General features: G+C 46.0%; 20 protein-coding genes and 1 other annotated feature. Of the genes, 3 read left to right on the top strand and 17 right to left on the bottom strand.

What is annotated here, in order from left to right; translation table 11 throughout:
• Window positions 1-2: 2 nt before the first annotated feature.
• The 10 genes from ABXR35_RS10635 to ABXR35_RS10680 form a co-directional block, all read right to left on the bottom strand.
• Window positions 3-620, bottom strand: a complete 618-nt coding sequence (locus tag ABXR35_RS10635) for a hypothetical protein (RefSeq protein ID WP_367059322.1) — start codon at window positions 618-620, stop codon at window positions 3-5.
• A gap of 39 nt (window positions 621-659) precedes the next feature.
• A complete protein-coding gene (locus tag ABXR35_RS10640; RefSeq protein ID WP_367059325.1) occupies window positions 660-1703 on the bottom strand; it encodes an NAD(P)H-dependent glycerol-3-phosphate dehydrogenase in 1044 nt (347 codons plus the stop codon).
• Window positions 1696-2319 (bottom strand): glycerol-3-phosphate 1-O-acyltransferase PlsY, encoded by a 624-nt coding sequence (gene plsY, locus ABXR35_RS10645; RefSeq protein WP_367059328.1) that lies wholly within the window; start codon window positions 2317-2319, stop codon window positions 1696-1698. The genes ABXR35_RS10640 and plsY overlap by 8 nt, the downstream gene beginning before the upstream one ends.
• A 12-nt stretch (window positions 2320-2331) precedes the next feature.
• Window positions 2332-3654: a ribosome biogenesis GTPase Der gene (der, locus tag ABXR35_RS10650; RefSeq protein ID WP_367059331.1), complete on the bottom strand. Its 1323-nt coding sequence runs from the start codon at window positions 3652-3654 to the stop codon at window positions 2332-2334.
• Between the two features lie 310 nt (window positions 3655-3964).
• On the bottom strand, window positions 3965-5194 hold the full coding sequence (rpsA, locus tag ABXR35_RS10655) for a 30S ribosomal protein S1 (RefSeq protein ID WP_367059334.1): 1230 nt from the start codon (window positions 5192-5194) through the stop codon (window positions 3965-3967).
• A 66-nt stretch (window positions 5195-5260) separates the two neighbouring features.
• Window positions 5261-5842 carry a lysophospholipid acyltransferase family protein gene (locus ABXR35_RS10660; protein ID WP_367059337.1) on the bottom strand — a complete coding sequence of 194 codons (582 nt, stop codon included), beginning with the start codon at window positions 5840-5842 and terminating at the stop codon, window positions 5261-5263.
• Between the two features lie 3 nt (window positions 5843-5845).
• A complete protein-coding gene (gene cmk, locus ABXR35_RS10665; RefSeq protein WP_367059340.1) occupies window positions 5846-6547 on the bottom strand; it encodes a (d)CMP kinase in 702 nt (233 codons plus the stop codon).
• Between the two features lie 113 nt (window positions 6548-6660).
• Window positions 6661-7302: a PilZ domain-containing protein gene (locus ABXR35_RS10670; protein WP_367059342.1), complete on the bottom strand. Its 642-nt coding sequence runs from the start codon at window positions 7300-7302 to the stop codon at window positions 6661-6663.
• A 91-nt stretch (window positions 7303-7393) separates the two neighbouring features.
• Complete coding sequence (prsW, locus tag ABXR35_RS10675) at window positions 7394-8092, bottom strand: glutamic-type intramembrane protease PrsW (protein WP_367059344.1); 699 nt, start codon at window positions 8090-8092, stop codon at window positions 7394-7396.
• Between the two features lie 130 nt (window positions 8093-8222).
• On the bottom strand, window positions 8223-8834 hold the full coding sequence (locus tag ABXR35_RS10680; RefSeq protein WP_367059347.1) for a genetic competence negative regulator: 612 nt from the start codon (window positions 8832-8834) through the stop codon (window positions 8223-8225).
• Window positions 8835-9172: 338 nt separating this feature from the next.
• On the opposite strand from ABXR35_RS10680, the gene ABXR35_RS10685 reads away from it, so the two are divergent.
• A complete protein-coding gene (locus ABXR35_RS10685; protein ID WP_367059349.1) occupies window positions 9173-10114 on the top strand; it encodes a polysaccharide deacetylase family protein in 942 nt (313 codons plus the stop codon).
• A gap of 318 nt (window positions 10115-10432) precedes the next feature.
• Here ABXR35_RS10685 and ABXR35_RS10690 read toward each other — a convergent pair whose 3' ends face one another.
• Window positions 10433-10810, bottom strand: coding sequence for a hypothetical protein (locus ABXR35_RS10690; protein WP_367059352.1), 378 nt, complete (start codon window positions 10808-10810; stop codon window positions 10433-10435).
• Window positions 10807-11400: a CPBP family glutamic-type intramembrane protease gene (locus ABXR35_RS10695; RefSeq protein ID WP_367059354.1), complete on the bottom strand. Its 594-nt coding sequence runs from the start codon at window positions 11398-11400 to the stop codon at window positions 10807-10809. The genes ABXR35_RS10690 and ABXR35_RS10695 overlap by 4 nt, the downstream gene beginning before the upstream one ends.
• Before the next feature lie 344 nt (window positions 11401-11744).
• Window positions 11745-11979: a binding site (T-box leader), on the top strand.
• 305 nt (window positions 11980-12284) lie between these two features.
• On the opposite strand from ABXR35_RS10695, the gene serA reads away from it, so the two are divergent.
• The gene (gene serA, locus ABXR35_RS10700; RefSeq protein ID WP_367059357.1) at window positions 12285-13877 is read left to right on the top strand and encodes a phosphoglycerate dehydrogenase; all 1593 of its coding nucleotides are present in this window, start codon (window positions 12285-12287) and stop codon (window positions 13875-13877) included.
• Between the two features lie 669 nt (window positions 13878-14546).
• On the top strand, window positions 14547-15020 hold the full coding sequence (locus ABXR35_RS10705; protein WP_367059359.1) for a DUF3592 domain-containing protein: 474 nt from the start codon (window positions 14547-14549) through the stop codon (window positions 15018-15020).
• A 75-nt stretch (window positions 15021-15095) separates the two neighbouring features.
• Here the strand turns inward: ABXR35_RS10705 and ABXR35_RS10710 are convergent, their stop codons facing one another.
• From ABXR35_RS10710 to ABXR35_RS10730, 5 genes are all read right to left on the bottom strand, one after another.
• A complete protein-coding gene (locus ABXR35_RS10710; protein WP_367059361.1) occupies window positions 15096-16523 on the bottom strand; it encodes a HAMP domain-containing sensor histidine kinase in 1428 nt (475 codons plus the stop codon).
• Window positions 16524-17240, bottom strand: coding sequence for a response regulator transcription factor (locus tag ABXR35_RS10715; protein ID WP_367059364.1), 717 nt, complete (start codon window positions 17238-17240; stop codon window positions 16524-16526).
• 75 nt (window positions 17241-17315) lie between these two features.
• Window positions 17316-18035 carry a pseudouridine synthase gene (locus ABXR35_RS10720; RefSeq protein ID WP_367059366.1) on the bottom strand — a complete coding sequence of 240 codons (720 nt, stop codon included), beginning with the start codon at window positions 18033-18035 and terminating at the stop codon, window positions 17316-17318.
• Between the two features lie 200 nt (window positions 18036-18235).
• Complete coding sequence (locus tag ABXR35_RS10725; protein ID WP_367059369.1) at window positions 18236-18823, bottom strand: hypothetical protein; 588 nt, start codon at window positions 18821-18823, stop codon at window positions 18236-18238.
• A 54-nt stretch (window positions 18824-18877) separates the two neighbouring features.
• Window positions 18878-19456, bottom strand: coding sequence for a hypothetical protein (locus ABXR35_RS10730; protein WP_367059371.1), 579 nt, complete (start codon window positions 19454-19456; stop codon window positions 18878-18880).
• Between the last annotated feature and the right edge of the window lie 86 nt (window positions 19457-19542).

Here is a 19542-nt window from a genome sequence, read left to right on the forward strand (position 1 = left end):
ATTCAGGCCTGTAATCCGGCTAAACGGAGAACTCGCTGCATTAGCTGGGGATGAAAGCCATTGTTGTCGATTAATTGGCGCAGTAGCTGCTCATGATGCGTTGGCTGCTGACGCAAACGCTCTGAGATGGCTTCATACCGATCTGCACGGTCGCGCAATAGATTGAAGATCAACTCATGCTCTAGCGGCATCAGACGAATATCATGACCGTCCAGTTGTATGGTTTGCGCTGCCGCATAGAGTGTGCGATCCACATGCACTCGGTAATAGGATTCACGCGCCCGTACCTCAAAGTCACCTACCAGCTCAATTACGCAAGCGTCTCCCTGATAATGACTTAATGTTGAGCGGTACATGCGCGTTTCATTCAACTCCGGTCCATCCAATACAGGAAAAGATTCACGCAGCCGTTCATCCAGTTTGGAGATCGCAGGTCCATCCGCATACAGATCAATATCGCGCGGCGAACGTTCTAGCTGGACGCCCTGCAACAGCAATCCACAGCTGCCGCCAAGCAGCCAAGGCAAAGAGGTTGCGGAACTACCGATCACGGCAGCAAGCTGATGAAGCGTTCCTTGCAATTCCGGCTGCAATTGCAATGTCTGACTATGCTTTGCCATTGATTTCACTCCTTCCGGGTATAACAAAAGGAAGCAGCATCAAGAATGCCACTGCCTCCATGTTTCCAGCTTCATCGATTCCATTTCATTCTTCGGGTCACGACCCATGAGTGCTTCTACGGCTGTGCGTGGGTCCGCTTGTTCAAACAGTACACGATACAGCTGCTCAGCAATCGGCATCTGCACCTGATGACGACGGGACATATCATGCGCCGCTTGTGTGCTGCGTACGCCTTCCACGACCATATTCATCGAATTCATTACTTCATCCAACGTTTTGCCTTGACCTAGCATATATCCAGCGCGCCAGTTACGACTATGTTTGCTCGTACCAGTAACAACGAGATCGCCGATGCCAGCAAGTCCAGAAAAGGTGAGCGGATTGGCACCCATTTCACTGCCTACACGCACCATTTCGGCGATTCCACGAGTTAGTAGTGCAGCCTTGGCATTATCACCAAAGCCCAGACCATCCGATAGACCAGCACCAAGGGCAATGATATTTTTCAATGCACCCGCTAGTTCTACGCCAATCGTATCGCGATTGGTGTACACGCGGAAATATTCTTCATTCATAAAGAGCATTTGCGCAGCAGCAGCTGCTTTTTCATTCCCCGCTGCTACAACAACCGTTGTCGGCATACGCTTCACGACTTCTTCCGCATGGCTCGGACCGGATAATACAACCACATCGTTCTCCGGCATATTCAGCTCCTCGCTGATTACCGTAGACATCCGTTTCAGTGATCCGGTTTCAAAGCCCTTCGTTGCGTGTACACATAGCATATCCTCATGGTAAAACGGCTTCATCTGCTGACATACCTCGCGCATCGCTTTGGACGGTGCAACGATGATGACAGCAGCCGTATCCAGCATCGCTTCTTCCAAATTGGAAGTCGCAACGATGGATGATGGTAAGTCAGCTTCCGGCAAATACCGGCTATTGCGGTGAAGATTGTTGATTTCTGCGGCTTGCTCAGGCGTACGTGCCCACAGCGATACGTGAAATCCGTTGTCCGCTAGTACACAGGCAAGCGCGGTTCCCCAGCTTCCAGCTACCAGAACAGTCACCTTATCAGACAACTTTGCTTCCTCCCTTGTCCGCTTTAGCTCCGATTTTACTTTCGGTGCCTTTTAGGATCCGGCCTACATTGGCCCGGTGACGCCATACGCCCAGTGCCCAGATCACAATACTGACCGTTACAATCGGTGCCGTATAGCCCATAATCAGCAGCAGAATCGGCGTCAACGTAACAAGGATCAACGAACCGAGCGATACATAACGGGTAAATACAATCGACAGAATAGCGAATACACCAGCAATCAGTGTAGGCACAATACAGAGCGTTGCCAGTACACCGATCGTAGTCGCAATCCCTTTACCACCACGGAAGTTAAAATAGATCGGCCAGTTATGCCCCAGAATCGCAGCCAACCCACACAGCGCGGGAATCCAAAAGTCTGGTGTAGTACTCAGCCAGACACCAATCCAGACAGCAACGATGCCTTTGACCGCATCTAGCAGCAAAACGGCAATCGCCGGTCCTTTGCCGAGTACGCGCAGCGTATTGGTTGCGCCGGCATTGCCACTACCATGATCACGAATGTCGATACCTTTGATACTTTTGGCGATCAGCACGCTGAAGCTGATCGAGCCGAGCAAATAACTGATAATGATAGCCAACACAGATAAGATCACGTGCTTCTCTCCTTAATCCTCCGATGATTTACGGCGGGTAAAGATGCGAATCGGTGTGCCTGTAAAGTCGAAGGCTGCCCGGATTTTATTTTCCAAATAACGCTCATAGGAAAAGTGCATCATTTCCGGCTCGTTCACGAATACGATAATGGTTGGCGGCTTCACCGCTACCTGAGTCACATAGTTAATACGCAGACGCTTACCTTTATCCGTTGGTGGTGGATTGATGGCAACTGCATCGGATACCACATCATTCAGCAGATGCGTAGGAATACGCATGGAATGCTGTTCGGCAGCCTGTTTCACAACTGGCAGCAGCTTATGAATACGCTGCTTGGTCAGAGCGGACAGGAACACAACCGGAGCATATTGCATATAAAGGAAGTGATCGCGGATCGTCGTTTCAAAACGTTGCATCGTTTTGTCGTCCTTTTCCACTACATCCCATTTGTTTACAACCAGAATAGCCGCTTTACCCGCTTCGTGCGCATAACCAGCAACGTGTTTGTCCTGATCAATGATGCCTTCTTCGCCGTTGATTACCATCAACACGACATCGGCACGCTCAATCGCTTTCATCGCACGCATAACACTGTATTTTTCTGTATTTTCATACACTTTACCGCGCTTACGCATACCAGCGGTATCAATCAGTACATAACGCTGTCCATCTTTTTCAAACGGAGTATCAATCGCATCACGCGTCGTACCGGCAACATTGCTGACGATAACGCGCTCTTCACCGAGAATCGCATTCACGAGCGAGGATTTCCCTACGTTTGGACGACCGATCAGAGCGACACGAATGACGTCCTCATCGTATCCGTCATCTTCCAGCTCAGGCAGTTTGTTCACGATCTCATCCAACAAATCGCCCATACCGCTGCCATGACTACCAGAGATACCGATTGGATCACCAAAGCCTACATTGTAAAACTCATAAATATCATTCATCCGGTTCATATTATCAACTTTGTTGACAGCTACGATGACCGGTTTACCAGAGCGGTACAAAATTTGTGCCACTTCTTCATCGGATTGAGTCAAACCGCTCTTTACATCACACATGAATACGATGACATCTGCCTCTTCAATCGCGAGTTCCGCTTGCATACGGATCGATTTGAGCATGGTGTCTTCGCCATCTACCTCAATACCACCTGTATCGATAACACTGAATGCTTTGCCGTTCCATTCGGATGTACCATATATCCGATCACGGGTAATACCCGGTTTGTCTTCTACAATTGCTAACCGATCTCCGATCAGCCGGTTAAATATCGTTGATTTCCCTACATTGGGACGGCCAACGATTGCCACTACGGGTCTTGCCATAGGTTTTATTCCTCCTGTTCTTTCTTTCCGTTAACCATCATAGCAAAAAACGGTAGCATTGGCTAACAATTATGATGATTTGCTCACGAAAAGTGCCAATAAAAGCAATAATCGGCGAATCCACTGTCGGATTCGCCGATTATGCTGTTGGAGCTATCGCAACGCCAAGTCGTATCGAATGACGGTGCGATAGCTCCGGTGTATGAAATGTGATGGTGTTTCTTTGGCAAGAAGATCGCTTGCTAAAAATCTTAGTAAACCGGATTGAAGCGTTCCGGTTTACTCAAGCAAGAAGATCGCTTGCTTGTAATCACTTAAATTTGCTTAGTTTGTCGCCGAACAGGTCACCCAGGGTAACGTTCATGCCTTGATTGCTCAAGGACACGTTAGGGTTGTTCAGTTCTTCTTGTTTAGGTGCTTTGGATTTGCTTTCGCGTGAAGCTTTTGGCTCGTCAGCTGGAGCTTCTTCCGTTTCTTTGATGCTCAGGCTAACACGTTTTTCGGAAGGGTTTACGTCCAGTACTTTCACTGTAACAGTTTGACCTTCTTCCAGTACTTCTTGCGGAGTACCGATGTGTTTGTGAGAGATCTGGGAAATGTGAACCAGACCTTCTACACCTGGAGCGATTTCTACGAATGCACCGAAGTTAACAAGGCGTTTTACTTCGCCTGTTACTACGTCGCCAGTGTGGAATTTGTCAGCAGCAGTTTCCCAAGGACCTGGTTGAGCTGCTTTGATGCTCAAGCTGATTTTACCTTTTTCTGGATCAACGCGAAGGACTTTTACTTTCACTTCGTCGCCTTCAGACAGTACATCAGCTGGTTTGTCCACATGAGTCCATGCGATTTCGGATACGTGAACCAGACCGTCCACGCCACCTACGTCAACGAATGCACCGAACTGAGTCAGGCGTTGTACAGTACCTGTCAGTTCTTGACCTTCTTGCAGGCTCTCCATGATGGATTGTTTGTTTGTTTCGTATTCTGCTTCCAGAACGTCTTTTTGAGACAGGATTACTTTGTTGTTTTCGCGATCCAGTTCTTTTACTTTTACGCGCAGTGTGCGGCCTTTGTAATCGCTGAAATCTTCAACAAAGTGACGCTCTACCATGGACGCAGGAATGAATCCGCGAGCGCCTACATCTGCTACCAGTCCGCCTTTTACTACATCGGACACAGTAACTTCGAATACTTCGCCAGCTTCAAAACGCTGTTCCAGTGTTTCCCAAGCGTTTTCGCTGTCGATTGCACGTTTGGACAGAACGAGGCTTTCTTTGTCGTCGTTGATGCTGACAACCTTGCACTCTACTTCTTGGCCAACTTCGACTGCTTCCGAAGCGCTGTCTACGTGTACCGAAGAAAGTTCACGAACCGGAATAATACCGTCATATTTATATCCAATACTTACGTAAGCTTGATTGTCTTCAATTTTGACGATTGTTCCGGTAACCGTGTCACCTTTTTTCACAGACACTACTTGCTCCAGTGCCTCCTGGTTAGTAACTTCGGTAGTTTCCTGGTTATTGTTTTCTTCCGACATGTCAATACCCTCCTCAATTCAAATCCCATTTATTTAAACTCGCACGATGGCGTAGTTCAAAACACATTATGATTGATGTTGCTGTTTCAGCTGATTGATGGCAGCCATGATCTTATCCGTGGCTTCCTCGGCTGTACCGGTAGCTTGTTTTCCCTTGTAATCCGTCAGATCAACCGGCGTACCATATACAACTTTCATTTTACCGAATAGCTTGTAATGACCGATAATCGCAACTGGGATCACAGCTGCATCACTCCGCAATGCAAATACTGCTGCCCCTTTTTTGGCAACCTGGGCTTGCGAATTGCGCGTACCTTCTGGAAAAATACCGAGTATCCCGCCATCGCGCAGCACATTGAGCGCTGTACGAATGGAATCTTTGCTAATGCCTCCACGTTTCACTGGGAAAGCACCTAGCTTGGGAAGAATCGGTCCAAGTACCGGTAAAGCAAACAGCTCTTCTTTTGCCATAAAACGAATATGGCGCTTAATCAGAATCCCGACCAACGGTGGGTCTAGATTACTGATATGGTTAGAACATAACAACACGCCGCCTTCAGCGGGAATGTTCTCTGTTCCAACCGTCTGGATACGGAACAAGATCCTGTAAACAAAACGAATCACAGCACGAGCAAATGAATAGAACATCGTCTAGTGTCTCCCTGCCAGCGTAGTATGAGCAAGCTCTAGTATGCGGTTGGATACTTCATCAATCGACATTGACGTTGTATCAAGTACAATCGCATCTTCGGCACATACTAACGGCGAGAATTCACGTTGTTCATCCAACCGGTCCCGTTCCGCGATTTCGCGTTCAAGCTGTTCCAGCGTAATGCTCTCAGACGCGTCCATCTCCGCAAAGCGGCGTCTTGCACGCTCCTGTACCGTTGCCGTCATGAAAATCTTCAATTCGGCATCCGGCAGCACATGCGATCCGATATCCCGTCCATCCATTACGACACCTTTGCGCAAAGCAATTTTGCGTTGCACAGCGGCTTGCAAAATGCGTACGCCTTCAATCTGCGCATAGCGCGAGACGATCCGATTCACGGCAAGTGTACGAATCTCTGTCGTAACATCGTTCTGGTTTACCAGTACACGCTGTCCCTGTTCATCAGGTACTAATTCAATCACCAGATTTTGTGCTTCTTGAAGCACCTTTTCGGCATTTTCAGGCTCAATATTTAATTGAAGCATATGCCATGTAACGGCACGGTACATCGCTCCGGTATCTACGTATACATAACCAAGATGCCGGGCAACCATACGGGCAATTGTGCTCTTCCCCGCGCCGGCAGGTCCATCAATCGCAATGTTGATTTTCCCACTGTTGTGCAAATCCTGGCGTTCCAATCGGAACTCCCCCTCGACCTTCATACTCCAACTCAATAAAAAAACAGGCATGGCCTGCGTCAAGCAAATTATAACACAGTCCATACCAACATGCAAAAACGCACAATGGCTTGCTACGTGCGGAAGTCGAACTGTCGTTCAAAGCAGTAACGGATCAGCTTTTGCTGATCTGCCGAGGCAATTGCAGTATATTCAATTTTGCAGCGTCCACCTTGAGCGGTTGCTCCGCTACTAGACAAAACAATCGCTTCCAGCGGCACATGCTCAATAGCACCATTTTTCATGTGAATCAGCAGCCAGCATTCCAGACTGTCGCCGCGCTGTACATTCATGCCCGCCTCTGGTACAAATACTAGACCGCCCGCACTTACCTCAGTCGTTAATACTGTAAAGCGCTGATCACCGCATTTGACTGCTAGCTCCAGCTCTGCACGCACACGCAAGTACTTGCGACTACGCGTTTCAGTCAGCTCCTGCTCATCAGGGCGACGAAATACCGCTTGCTCCGAAGCCGCATCATACGAGACCACTTCGCTGTCAAAGTAATATCGCGTATCATTGCGCAGTACAATATAGCCGCTAATCAGTTGACCTGACTCCAGATGCTTGGCGTTACCGTCTGCACCAAGCAATGAGCCAGTATGTATGTATTGATCATCCACCAGCGTCATATCCGCTGTATAAATATCGCTTGCTTCTCCTACTTCGCCGGTACCAAACTCCAAACACAGATGTTCTGCGTGCTTCCAATCCATTCCCTGCACCTCCCATAGTGACCAACCTACAAAAAACGGACTTCGCTATCATCGGCCGGATAGCCGACTGCGAAATCCGTCTTGGATGTATTCATGTATTCATTTCTTCCTCCCGCTTTACAAAGCGTAGCGGTGAACGGCTATTGGCGCGTGCGATCTTCAGCATGCCACCATACCACAGGAACAGCATTAACGGTACGATGTACCATAGCCAGCCCTGAGTGACCGTATTCAAAATGAAATCATAGACGCCGTGCCAGAATATCGGCAGCAGCAACGAGCAGATGACAAACCAGCGACGTTTGCGAGCATTGATACTGAATTTGGCTTTACCCATATAGTATCCCATAATGACGCCGAACAGCGCATGACCGGATACAGGTAACAATCCGCGTCCAAGCAGGGATACAACCGACATGGAATTGTACAGTGCATACAGTACATTTTCCAATGTTGCAAAGCCAAGCCCGATCGCTACCGCATATACGATGCTATCATACGGTTCATCAAACTCGGTATGATTGTACAGAATGTGGTACAAAATAAACCACTTTACCGTTTCCTCTACACCAGAGGAGATGACAAACGAATATACATACGGATTATCACCAAGGCCAAACATCAGCCCCCGTTGAATAATCATAATCGGAAACACAATCGCAATCCCGAATACAAAAAAGCGGGCAACCAGATGGAGCGGCTCGGTGTCGTATTTGTCCTTCAGGTAAAAATAAGTCAATAGCGCAATGCCCGGAGCAATTGCCGCCATTAAAAGTGAAAATAAAGACACCCGTATACCCCCTCATTAAAATAGCCCGACGACCGGCAGACAATTCATGATCTGCAATGTGTCAACAGGAACTCCTTCCGGCCGGTTCTGACTATTTAGAGTGAAGGACTACCCGGATGCCTCAATTCAATCAATCATTGCGTTCAAAATGCTCGCAGATCGTCTGGATGGCGTGTTCCGGCATAATCACCTTGCCGTATTCCTCCAGCACTGCTTCCGTCAATGATGTTGCATCTCCGAATTCAGCCAGCACCGCGATCAGAGCCGCATGCTTCGACATGTCAACCTCTGCCGGATCGAGTGTAAACACCCATTGATCCTTATAATGGTACAGTCGGCCAGCTTCGGTCACATTTTGCGATAATGTATGTGCCGCTTCGATCAACGTTTCAAAATCCTTAAAGGAATACGCGATAAAATCGGTTTCCTCCAATGTGACTTCCATTTCGTATATCTCATCCGCCAGATCATCTTCGCTCATCGTGCCCAGATGCTGATCGTATTTACCGCGAGTAACGATAACTACCATGCCCTGTGCAGGAAGTGCGAATACTTCGACCGCCAGCGGACCAGTAGCGTCAAATCCAAGCTCCGTATAAGCTTGGTCCATCATCTCTGTGAACAGGTCATGCACCTTTGGAATCTCCTGCCACATATCTTCCTTTTGAATGCCGCGCTCAGTTAGATCGTCAAACGTAAGGAAAATCCGTATTTTGTCTGAGCTCAATCTTTCTATTTTCATGATAGGATCCCCCTTAAAAACATAGGTTATGATCCAGCCGACCGGCCGGTCATTTACTCCCTATTCATTTGATGATAAATATAGCGATGCTATATTCACTATGTTACCATTTATTATCCGTAAATGCACGCAATAAAACGTACTCTTGCGAATTCCTACGCTACAACCCTATTTTGCCAAAAAATGATTCAGCCGCGCTGTGGCGGGGTTAATAAAATGCGGTGTGCCTACGCTCATGCAAAAATAACGAAATATGATTGATTTTTGCTGGCTGTTATGGGTTTAATTTACATATGCGTTTTGATCAACTATTACATAAAGAAAAGAGTGTGACTTTCATGAAAAACAAAACAGCAGCCTGCCTGCTGTTGTCGGTGCTTCTTTTGTCTGCATGCAGCAGTCAGGGCGCAAGCCAATCGACAGCAACCACGTCATCAGGCAGCGGTACTTCTACAACTGCCACCACTACAGAAAACAGTTCAGATAGTGGTGATACAACCACATCAACAAACGGGGAAACGGCTTCTACTGCAACCGAAAGTGGAGAAAGTTCCACTGCGGCGACGGGTACAACGGCAACTGGCGAGCAATCTGGTACCAGTAGCGAATCGACTACAGGTGAACAGGCGGAAGCACCTGCTACGTACACGTATCATATGGACAAAAACTACAACATCATACCGAATGAGGAATCCAAGGAAACGCCGAAAAAAGTCGTTCTGCTGACATTTGACGATGGTCCGAAGGAAAAGGAAATGATCAACAGTATGATGGATACGCTGGATAAGCATAATGCCAAAGCGATCTTTTTCGTTAACGGCTACCGGATCAAAACGCATCCAGAATTGCTGAAGCTGATTCACGACCGCGGCGGTATCATCGGTAACCATACACAGGATCATATCGTGCTCAAAAATGAATCCAAAGCGAAGGTTACACAACAAATCGAGGATACTCAGAAGCTGATCGAAGATACGATCAATGAATCGCCACGCTTCCTGCGCGCTCCAAACGGTGCTACTAACGATACCGTGCATGCGCTCGCAGACAAGCATCATATGCTGTATATGAACTGGTCGGTTGGATCACTGGACTGGGTAAACCTGAAAGACCCGGATGCCGTCATTACCAATGTCATGGATCAACTGCACTCTGGCAGCATCATTCTGATGCACGAATTGCCGTGGACGGTGGAAGCATTGGATCGCCTGCTTACTAAACTAGAGCAAAAAGGCTACACCTTTGTTGATCCAAACAGCATCGAGCCTGAAGCACGCTAAGCAGTGAAACGGATACGTGTATAAACGATATATGTTTGTAGATTACGTCTGATAAATCTTGAGACTATATCTGAGAATCTATACACTACATCTGAGAAGCGCAAAGCACATATTTTACTGCATATCGCACTATACGTACCCTAAGGAAGCCCATTGTGGCTTCCTTTTTTGCTAGGAAACAAAAGCAAATCTCATCTTAACGGGTCAAAGAATCGTATGCAGTGCTCTATACCTTATACTACATACTACGCAAAAAAAGCAGCTTCGGATGAGTATACCGAAGCTGCTTTTGATTGGCGATGTGGTGGCATGTGACTATTAAGTGATCAATTGCTTGAGCCAGCTCCATGTTAATGTAAAGCCGGACAACTGGAAACCCCACCAGAGCAGCATGCTAGTTAATACGACAAACATAAAAATCAGATAGCCGTAGAAAAACTTAGCAAGCTTGATCTTACGTGATGGATAGATTGTACTCCGAGGCGCATATTCCTTTTCCTCGTCTTCTTCCTCTTCCCCATCGACGTCCTGCTCTAGCACTTGCCCATCGACCAATGCAGGCTGATATGCTGCCTGTCTTACCGTCCGTGAAGATCGCTTGCTGCGACCACCCGGCATTTTAATACGTCCACTTGTAAGGATGCCTTCATCTCGATTACTGCCATAGCGTTTCAACCGGCTTAGACGTTCGCTCATTTTTCCCTCCGCAACGAAATAATCAGACCGGATATCAGGTCAATCATAAAATGACATAAAATTGGTGCCCATAATGTACCGGATTCAATATAAATATACCCAAGAGCGTAGCTACTGACAAACACCCAGCCCGTAGGAATCCAATGTCGCAGATAACGAAAGTGAATCGCAGCGAAAATAATGCTTGTCCAGTATGGTCCGAAAGCGTATTGCAGCGCTCCACGGAACAATAATTCTTCACAAACGCCAACGATCAGCGTAATGATTATAATATGCCAAATCGGACGATTTTTGAAAATTAATTCGTTAATACCACCATCGTCCATACTATTGTCTGGCACTACTCTAGAGATGAACAAATCAACCACCAGCATTGCTGCCGCCAGCCCCAACCCCCACCATACAAAGTGCAAATCCGTTGGTAGCTTGAGCAGGGTGAGTGGATTACGTCCCTGCAACCAAATCCAGATCAATCCAACGATTAAAGTTAATCCCTGTGTCAAATATAAGTTGGCAAGCAAAAGCCGATCTGTCAATTGCTCCGGCTTGACGCGCTGCAACTTGAATGAGCGAAGCTTCTTCTTTTTCATAGTCACGATCCTTTGATGGTTACAGTCATCGGGTAGATAATAAGCATTTGGAATACGTATTATAGCATGGCGAACGAAGATGACATAGCTGTCGTTTGCAATTCATTCGGAATGCCCATGTTGCTTGTTCCAAACCAACACCGATATACCTATTTTTTGTAGTTCATTTCAAATTTTGCTTGTTTTGATTGTATTATCGCATAGTTGTGCGCTACAATAAAAGCCGAGTGATCATAACACGTATATTTCAGACCTATTCATCTTGAATATTCGTGTTTTGATTTGAAAATGGTTATTGACATGGCATGTAACCCATGTTACATTATGAAACAATTAAATCATTGAGAACGCCAATGAAGGAGAAAAGCTTCGGATCAGGTTTTCAGAGAGCCGGTGGTTGGTGCAAACCGGTAAACCGATTGATGCTTTGAGCGCTCCCGAGTCACTGTATTGAACATCGAAGTAGGTACAGTCGGATGATCCCGTTAGCGATCCGGTCAAGATTCACTTGACCATAAGGCTGACCCTCGCGAGAGGACAGCGAATTAGGGTGGTACCACGACAGCTCTCGTCCCTTTGCTACAGTTTGCAATTGTAGTTTGGAGATGAGCGCTTTTTTTGTATGATTTTTGCTTTTATGCGTTACTGCGTTTATTCGCTAACAACGTGTAGTTAATGTAATCCATGACCCGCGTAAACGCTGCGCAAACTATGATCTTCCATACTGGAACAGACTCATCCGAAATATTGACATTTCGCCGCTGCGTGTCAGCGCTGGCGACAGAGGCAAATGTTTATATAAATTATGCTGTACCCTTGCAAGTTCACTCACGATGATTACGAATGTTGAAAACGAATGACCATTCTAGAGGAGGAACAATACAATGTTTAAGGTACTGGTATCCGATCCGATCAGCGATCTGGGAATTCAACAGCTGGTGGATGCAACTGATATTACGGTGGAAAAGAAAACAGGTTTGAGCGAAGATGAACTGATTGCCATTATCGGCGAATACGATGCCCTGCTGGTACGCAGCCAAACAACGGTAACAGCTCGTATTATGGAAGCTGCAACAAACTTGAAAGTGGTTGGACGTGCCGGTGTCGGCGTTGACAATATTGATCTGGAAGCGGCAACGCAGCGTGGGATTATCGTAATCAATGCTCCAGATGGCAATACGATTACGACGTGTGAGCATACCTTTGCCATGATGATGGCGCTTGCCCGTCATATTCCACAAGCATATGCCAAAACGATCAACGGTACATGGGATCGTAAATCGTTCCTCGGCGTTGAGCTGCGCAACAAAACACTGGGCGTACTCGGTATGGGTCGCATCGGTAGTGAAGTGGCAAAACGTGCCAAAGCGTTTGGCATGGACATTCTCGGCTACGATCCGTTCCTGACTCAAGAACGCGCAGAAAAAATGGGCATCAAGCTGGCAAGTGTAGATGACATTTTGCAAAACGCCGACTTTATGACTGTGCATACGCCACTGACACCAGAAACGAAGCATATGATCTCCACTGCTCAATTTGCCATTATGAAAAAAGGAATGCGTATCGTGAACTGCGCACGTGGCGGCGTGATCGACGAGTTGGCGCTGGTGCAAGCGATCGAAGACGGTATCGTTGCCGGTGCAGCCTTTGACGTATTTGAAAGCGAGCCTCCACAGGCAGATCATCCATTCCTGAACAATCCACACATCATCGTAACGCCTCACTTGGGCGCTTCGACCGTGGAAGCACAGGAGAATGTGGCAATTGACGTGTCTGAGCAAGTACTGCATATTTTGCGCGATGAGCCGTTTAAAAATGCTGTAAATATGCCGCCAGTGGCTGCCAGCGTGATGAACAAATTGCAGCCATACTTTAGCCTTGGTGAGAAACTTGGCAGCTTTGCCGCTCAAATCTCGGTGCAAGCAATTCAAGAAATTCGCATTGAATATGCGGGCGAATTGTCCGAAGTGGATACGCAGCAGCTGACACGTTATATTTTGAAAGGCATTCTTGCTCGTCATCTCGGTTCGGAAGCAAATATCGTCAACTCGCTGCATCTGGCGAAAATCCGCGATCTGAACGTAGTCGTGACTAGTTCGCCATCGACACGCGGCTTTACCAACCTGATTACTGTAAGTTTGCAAGGTCAGGATGGTACAAGCCAGCAGGTTGCTGGTACGCTGCTGAGCGGTTACGGTGAGCGCATTGTACGCATTAACGGCTACTCGGTGGACGTTCTGCCAGCAGGTCACCAGATTCTCGTTTCCCATACAGATAAACCGGGCATTATCGGTAATGTCGGCTCCCTGCTCGGTCAAAAGGATGTCAATATCGCCTCCATGCAGGTTGGACGGAAAAATGAAGGCGGCGAAGCGATCATGATTTTGACCGTGGACAAGGATGTACCGAAGGAAGTTCTGCTTGGCTTGGTAGAACTGCCGAATCTCAATACGGCGCAGGAAGTTGTGCTGGTATAACGGATTGCCTATTGGTAAAAGAAAAGCAGCAACGCTCACCGTTTCCCGGTAGTCGTTGCTGCTTTTTTTGTTAAGCATTTGTTGTGATCTATTGATCATTTCTAAAAAAATCATATGCTATAAAACGATCAAACACAGTCGTAATGATAAATGCCCCAATCAGGATTAAGGAAAATATGCCAAATGGGTAGTTGGATAATGCATTTCCGAATAGATCATTTGCGAATTGATACGCGAATATAAGATAGACGGCGGCGATTATGCGACCGGTTATATTGGTCTTGTATTTACGTTTTGCCATCATGATGTTCCCCCATTCGTTATGTAGTTGGTTCAGTTTAAAGGAATCTTCGTAGCGCATGATTGTACAAAGTATCATCCTTACTTCTACTAGACTGTACATCTTGTTTTGAATTGATTACCTATACACTCCTACACTAAATATAACCATTACTATCCTTTATATCCTTTTTTTACGTAATAGTTACGACGTATGATTCAACTTTTTGTACGATAGAATGAATAGCATCGGTTGTAGATTATAATGAAATAACAGTATTTATATAGTCAGATAGTAGTTTATACTTAATATAAGCAAATGAATACGATAGCAAATAAGCAAGCATGTAGAGATTCATTTTAATTTTACATACTAGGAGTTTTGGAACAATGTCGATTGATTTTACTATGTATTGGTTTCATCTTGAATCCCCGTTACTAGCACCTTTTTTTGCGCTTTTGGGAATGTTGATGCTTTATTTGTCCTTTCGTTTGATTCAAAAGCATCGTTATCGCAAAAAACATTGGATTCTTACAAAAGGCGAGGTTATAGATGCGCATATCGATATCGATGTAGATATTACGCCATTTGATCGGGATGATCTCGTAGATACACAATATACACGAGAACTCAAAATCCGATTTTATACAAATTCCGGTCAAGAAATTCAATTCTGGAATCCATATAGTAGCAACCTTTCCTTTCAACGTCTTGGCAAAAAGATGAATATTCTATACAACCCCCAACGTCCACAGCAAGCCGTTATCGCCAGTGGAGTCAACGGGGCAGGCTGTCTCACTGCTATGCTTGTTTTTATGAGCATTGCTTTTATATTAGGCGGTATGATGGGAATGGTTTTATGAACATTAGAACAGAATAAATAAAAAGTCTCTGCCCTTTGCATAGGACAGAGACTTTTTGTGATGCTTCCATACTTGTTATGATGATACACGCTCGGTATGACGTAGCGGCAGCAGTAAGGTAAAAGTGGTACCTTTGCCCACTTCACTATCCGCGCTAATCGTACCATGATGCGCTTCAATAATATTACGCACAATCGCCAATCCAAGCCCAGTACCGCCAGATTCACCACGCACGCGTGCTTTGTCAGCTTTGTAAAAGCGTTCAAAGATATGCGGTAGATCTTCCTGCGGAATGCCTGCGCCGGTATCGGTAAAGGTCACCTCGACCTGCTCACCTTTTAGCATCGCTTGTACTTGGACATGTCCGCCCGACGGTGTATGACGGAAGGCGTTATCAAGCAGATTGGTAAATACCTGCTCCAATCGGTCTGTATCCGCCTCTACTACCAGTAGCGGTGGCTGACAGATGACATCTAACTTCAAGTCGCGCTCTTTAGCACGGACAGAGAATTTGCGATCCATGCGGTCCATTAGTTCATTCAGCTGCATTTCATCAAAGCCCATATCCATATGACCAGCTTCCATACGCGACAGATCGAGCAAATCCTGTACCAATCGGCTCATGCGCAGCGATTCCTCATAAATGACCTGTACCAGCTCGTCCGTCTCTTCCTTGGACGAAGCCATGCCATCAAGGAGCGCTTCACTGTAACCCTGAATCATTTGCAGCGGCGTACGAATCTCGTGTGACGCATTGGCAACAAAGTCACGCAGCATCTTCTCCGCTCGCACATCCTCAGTTACATTGCGCAGCACCGATACGGTGCCATGTACATCCTCACCGGAATAAAGTGGCGTCATATTGACCGCCCATACCTGCTGCTTCACATGAATATTGGAGCTTTCCTCCTGCCGTTCGCGAATCACACGCTCAAACATCGGGTACAGCGGCTGCGGCACACGCGATGCAGCTGTGCCTTCGCTACTGCCGTTCTGCTCCCAGCCGGTTTTGTGCCAGCTGTCCATGATCATCTCGCCCAGTGGATTATGCAGAATCATATTGCCCTGCTTGTCAAAGGTGATCACCGCGTCGCCCATACTGCGCAGCACGCTTGCCATCTGTTCCTTTTCCAATTGCAGGCTCTGGATATTCTTTTCCAATTCCTCTGCCATATGGTTGAAGGCACTTGCCAGCTGTCCAATCTCATCGCTGGTGCGCAGATCGAGACGCGTATTGTACTTTCCTTTCCGAATCCCATCGGTCGCCTGAATCAGCTGCTGCATCGGCTGTGTAATCTTAGTCAGCAAAAACAAGGCAAAAAACGTCGTCATCGTAAATCCGATAATCGACACATACGTAAACAGACGCTTGATTGCATCCGAATTGGTAAAGTTGGTATCAATGTACGGCAATAGAAACAATCCGAGCGTCAGCAGTACACACGCCACCAGACCGCTGATCGTCAGCCATAGTTTCCCGACAAGCGTTCTCCAGAAATCCACTTACTTGGGTACCTCAAGCTTGTAGCCTACACCCCAGACGGTGGTAATCATGGCGGCAGAGTCAGGAGATACTTTATTCAATTTTTCACGCAGACGCTTCACATGGGTATCCACGGTACGCAGATCGCCGAAAAATTCATAATTCCATACATCCTTCAGCAATTCCTCACGGGAAAACACTTTGTCTGGAGAGGTTGCCAAGAAATGCAGCAGTTCATATTCCTTCGGTGTCAAGCTGATCTCATAACCGCTTGCCGTTACACGGTGCGCATCATGCTCAATCACCAGATTCGGGAATACGATATTGTTGCTGGAATTGGTCTCCTGCGACAGATACGCGGTTGCTGACGAACGACGCATGATCGCTTTCACTCGGTAAATGACTTCACGCGGACTGAACGGCTTGACCACATAGTCATCCGCACCGACTTCAAAGCCCTGTACGCGGTTGACCTCTTCGCCCTTGGCAGTCAGCATCAGTACCGGTGTCGATTTGGACTGACGCAGACGGTTACACACTTCGATCCCGTCAATACCCGGCAGCATCAAATCCAGCATAATCAGACCATAGTCCTCGGCAAGCGCTTTGCGCAGCGCTGTTTCGCCGTCTTCCGCCTCTTCGATTTCATAGCCTTCCTTTTCCAGATACATGCGCAGCAGACGGCGAATACGCTCTTCGTCATCTACTACCAGAATACGATTCATTGGTTCACTCATTCCCTAATGCCCCCTAGCTGTGCGACGGAATATTCCATAGTTATGGTAAAACAGAGATCGTTCGGTAAGACTGTATTACTTGCTTCCTTTTTGCAATTGGTCGATCTCCTGCTTGGTCAGCGGGCGATAAATACCGCGCTTCAGGTTGCCGATCAGCAATTCGCCAAAGGAAATGCGTTTCAGACGGATAACTTTATGCGATAGCGCTTCAAACATGCGACGAATCTGACGGTTTCTACCTTCATAGATCGTTACACGAATGGTCGCCTGCTTTTTATCAGTATCCACATCATAATATTCCGCTTCAGCGGGCTGGGTCATGCCATCTTCCAGCTTGATACCCTGACGGAATTTCTCCAGTGCTTCGCCGTGTGGTACACCCTCAACGGTAACCAGATATGTTTTGGGTACGTGGTGTTTCGGATGGGTTAGGAAATTTGCCAATTCGCCATCATTGGTCATAATCAGCAAGCCTTCCGAGTCATAATCCAAACGGCCGACCGGATACACGCGTTCTTTGACACCGTCCATATAATTCTGTACGGTTTTACGTCCTTCTGGATCAGAAGCGCTTGTAATAACCCCTTTGGGTTTATTCAGCATATAGTATACTTTTTTCTCGGCCGCGATGGAGCGTCCGTTCACCGTAATCTCATCGACAGTTGGGTCGGCTTTTGTTCCAAGCTCCGTGACCACTTCTCCATTGACGGTTACTTTTCCCGCCAGAATCAATTCTTCACTTTTACGACGCGAAGCGATCCCTGCCTGAGCCAATATTTTTTGCAATCGTTCCATAATAGTCAATTCACCTCACACTAATGATACTCATACGCGAACAAAATCACAAGACAGTATGCAAATTCGCAAGATAAGCAATTTGCGATATACATTGTAATATCTTCGTAAATTTCAATAACTAGAAAAATAACCTATGGACAAAACCCCTCATCGAAGTTTCATCTATAGGTTATAAATGAATGAAAAGTCACTGCTTGTTAAGATGTTCTCATCCAGCCATAGATATTGCCTATTACTCGTGCAGGAAAATTTGGATTCTCATAGAGATATAAGACATAATCGTATGGATCAGTTACTATCTGTTGAATTGTAGAATCGGAAACACCAGATTTTAGAGGAACTTCTAGCTCAAGCGAATATATACTATCACTATTTCCATCCAATTTTGAGCCTTTGACTTCAACAGATTGTGTAGATATAAAGCTTTCTCGCCATTTCTCTGGAACTTCCAATCGAAAATAATACGGTTGCTGATGATCGACAATAAATGCTGTCGCATCCGGTCCAAGCTTGTACTCGAGATGATATGCGACTGTTTTTTTTTGTTTGTTATGTGTCAAAGTAAAATCTTTGATCACAAAATCTGAATTTTCCTTAAATTTATCTCCTGTTAAAAATCCAGCTTCTTCTGAGGATGCCACTTCTTTTGATTGAGAATTTTCGTTTGTATTGTCTTGTTGGATGACCTCATTTGCCGGTGCCAACTTTTTGTTAGAAGAATCTATACATGCAGTTAGCATAACTGAAATAGATAATAGAATTACACATGCACTGATTTTTTTCATATTCACCTCTATATTTATACCTCATACAATGGAGTGACATACCATAATGTCTAGTTAGACTTTTTTCACACTACTATAAGGTCTAGTCGTATAGTATGCCAGTATATACTTACTCGAAGTTACAACCCCTCCCGTGTTAGCAGTTTCAATGTAACCACTTGTTTTCATAGTCTCTTTACCTGTAGAAGCTAAATAATTCCCAGAAGGCTGTGCTGCATCTACTGTCCAACTTACGGTAGTAGTTACAGATGATTTAACACCAGCTTTTACTTCAGCGCTAGCAGTTACAGCTTGACCTATAATTTGTAATTCAGTTTCTCCACCGACAGATAATTCTGTAAATGCTTCAAGTGCTACTGCGCGAGATACTGATGTAGAAACACCTTTAGTATGTTCGATCTTAAAGCTAAAATTTTCTTTCTTAGAAGTGCTTTTAGTAGATGCATCGTAAAATTTCCCCGCACCGCCATACTTTGCAATAGCAGTAGTTCCAATTCCACCTCCTGAAACAATAGGACCTCCATTCTTCAATGAGTTGTTATATGTATCCAGACTTACAGATTGGGCTGAAACATTTGTTGATACTAGTATTGCACATACACCTACAGTTAAAAAGCTCATAATTTTTTTCATTACATTCTCCTTTGTAATCATAATGATACATCGATTTCTAAAATAGAATATATTTAATTTAGCTAGTTGTCAAATATATATGTTAT

The sequence above is a fragment of the Paenibacillus sp. JQZ6Y-1 genome (assembly GCF_040719145.1).
Taxonomy (GTDB): Bacteria; Bacillota; Bacilli; order Paenibacillales; family Paenibacillaceae; genus Saccharibacillus; species Saccharibacillus kandeliae.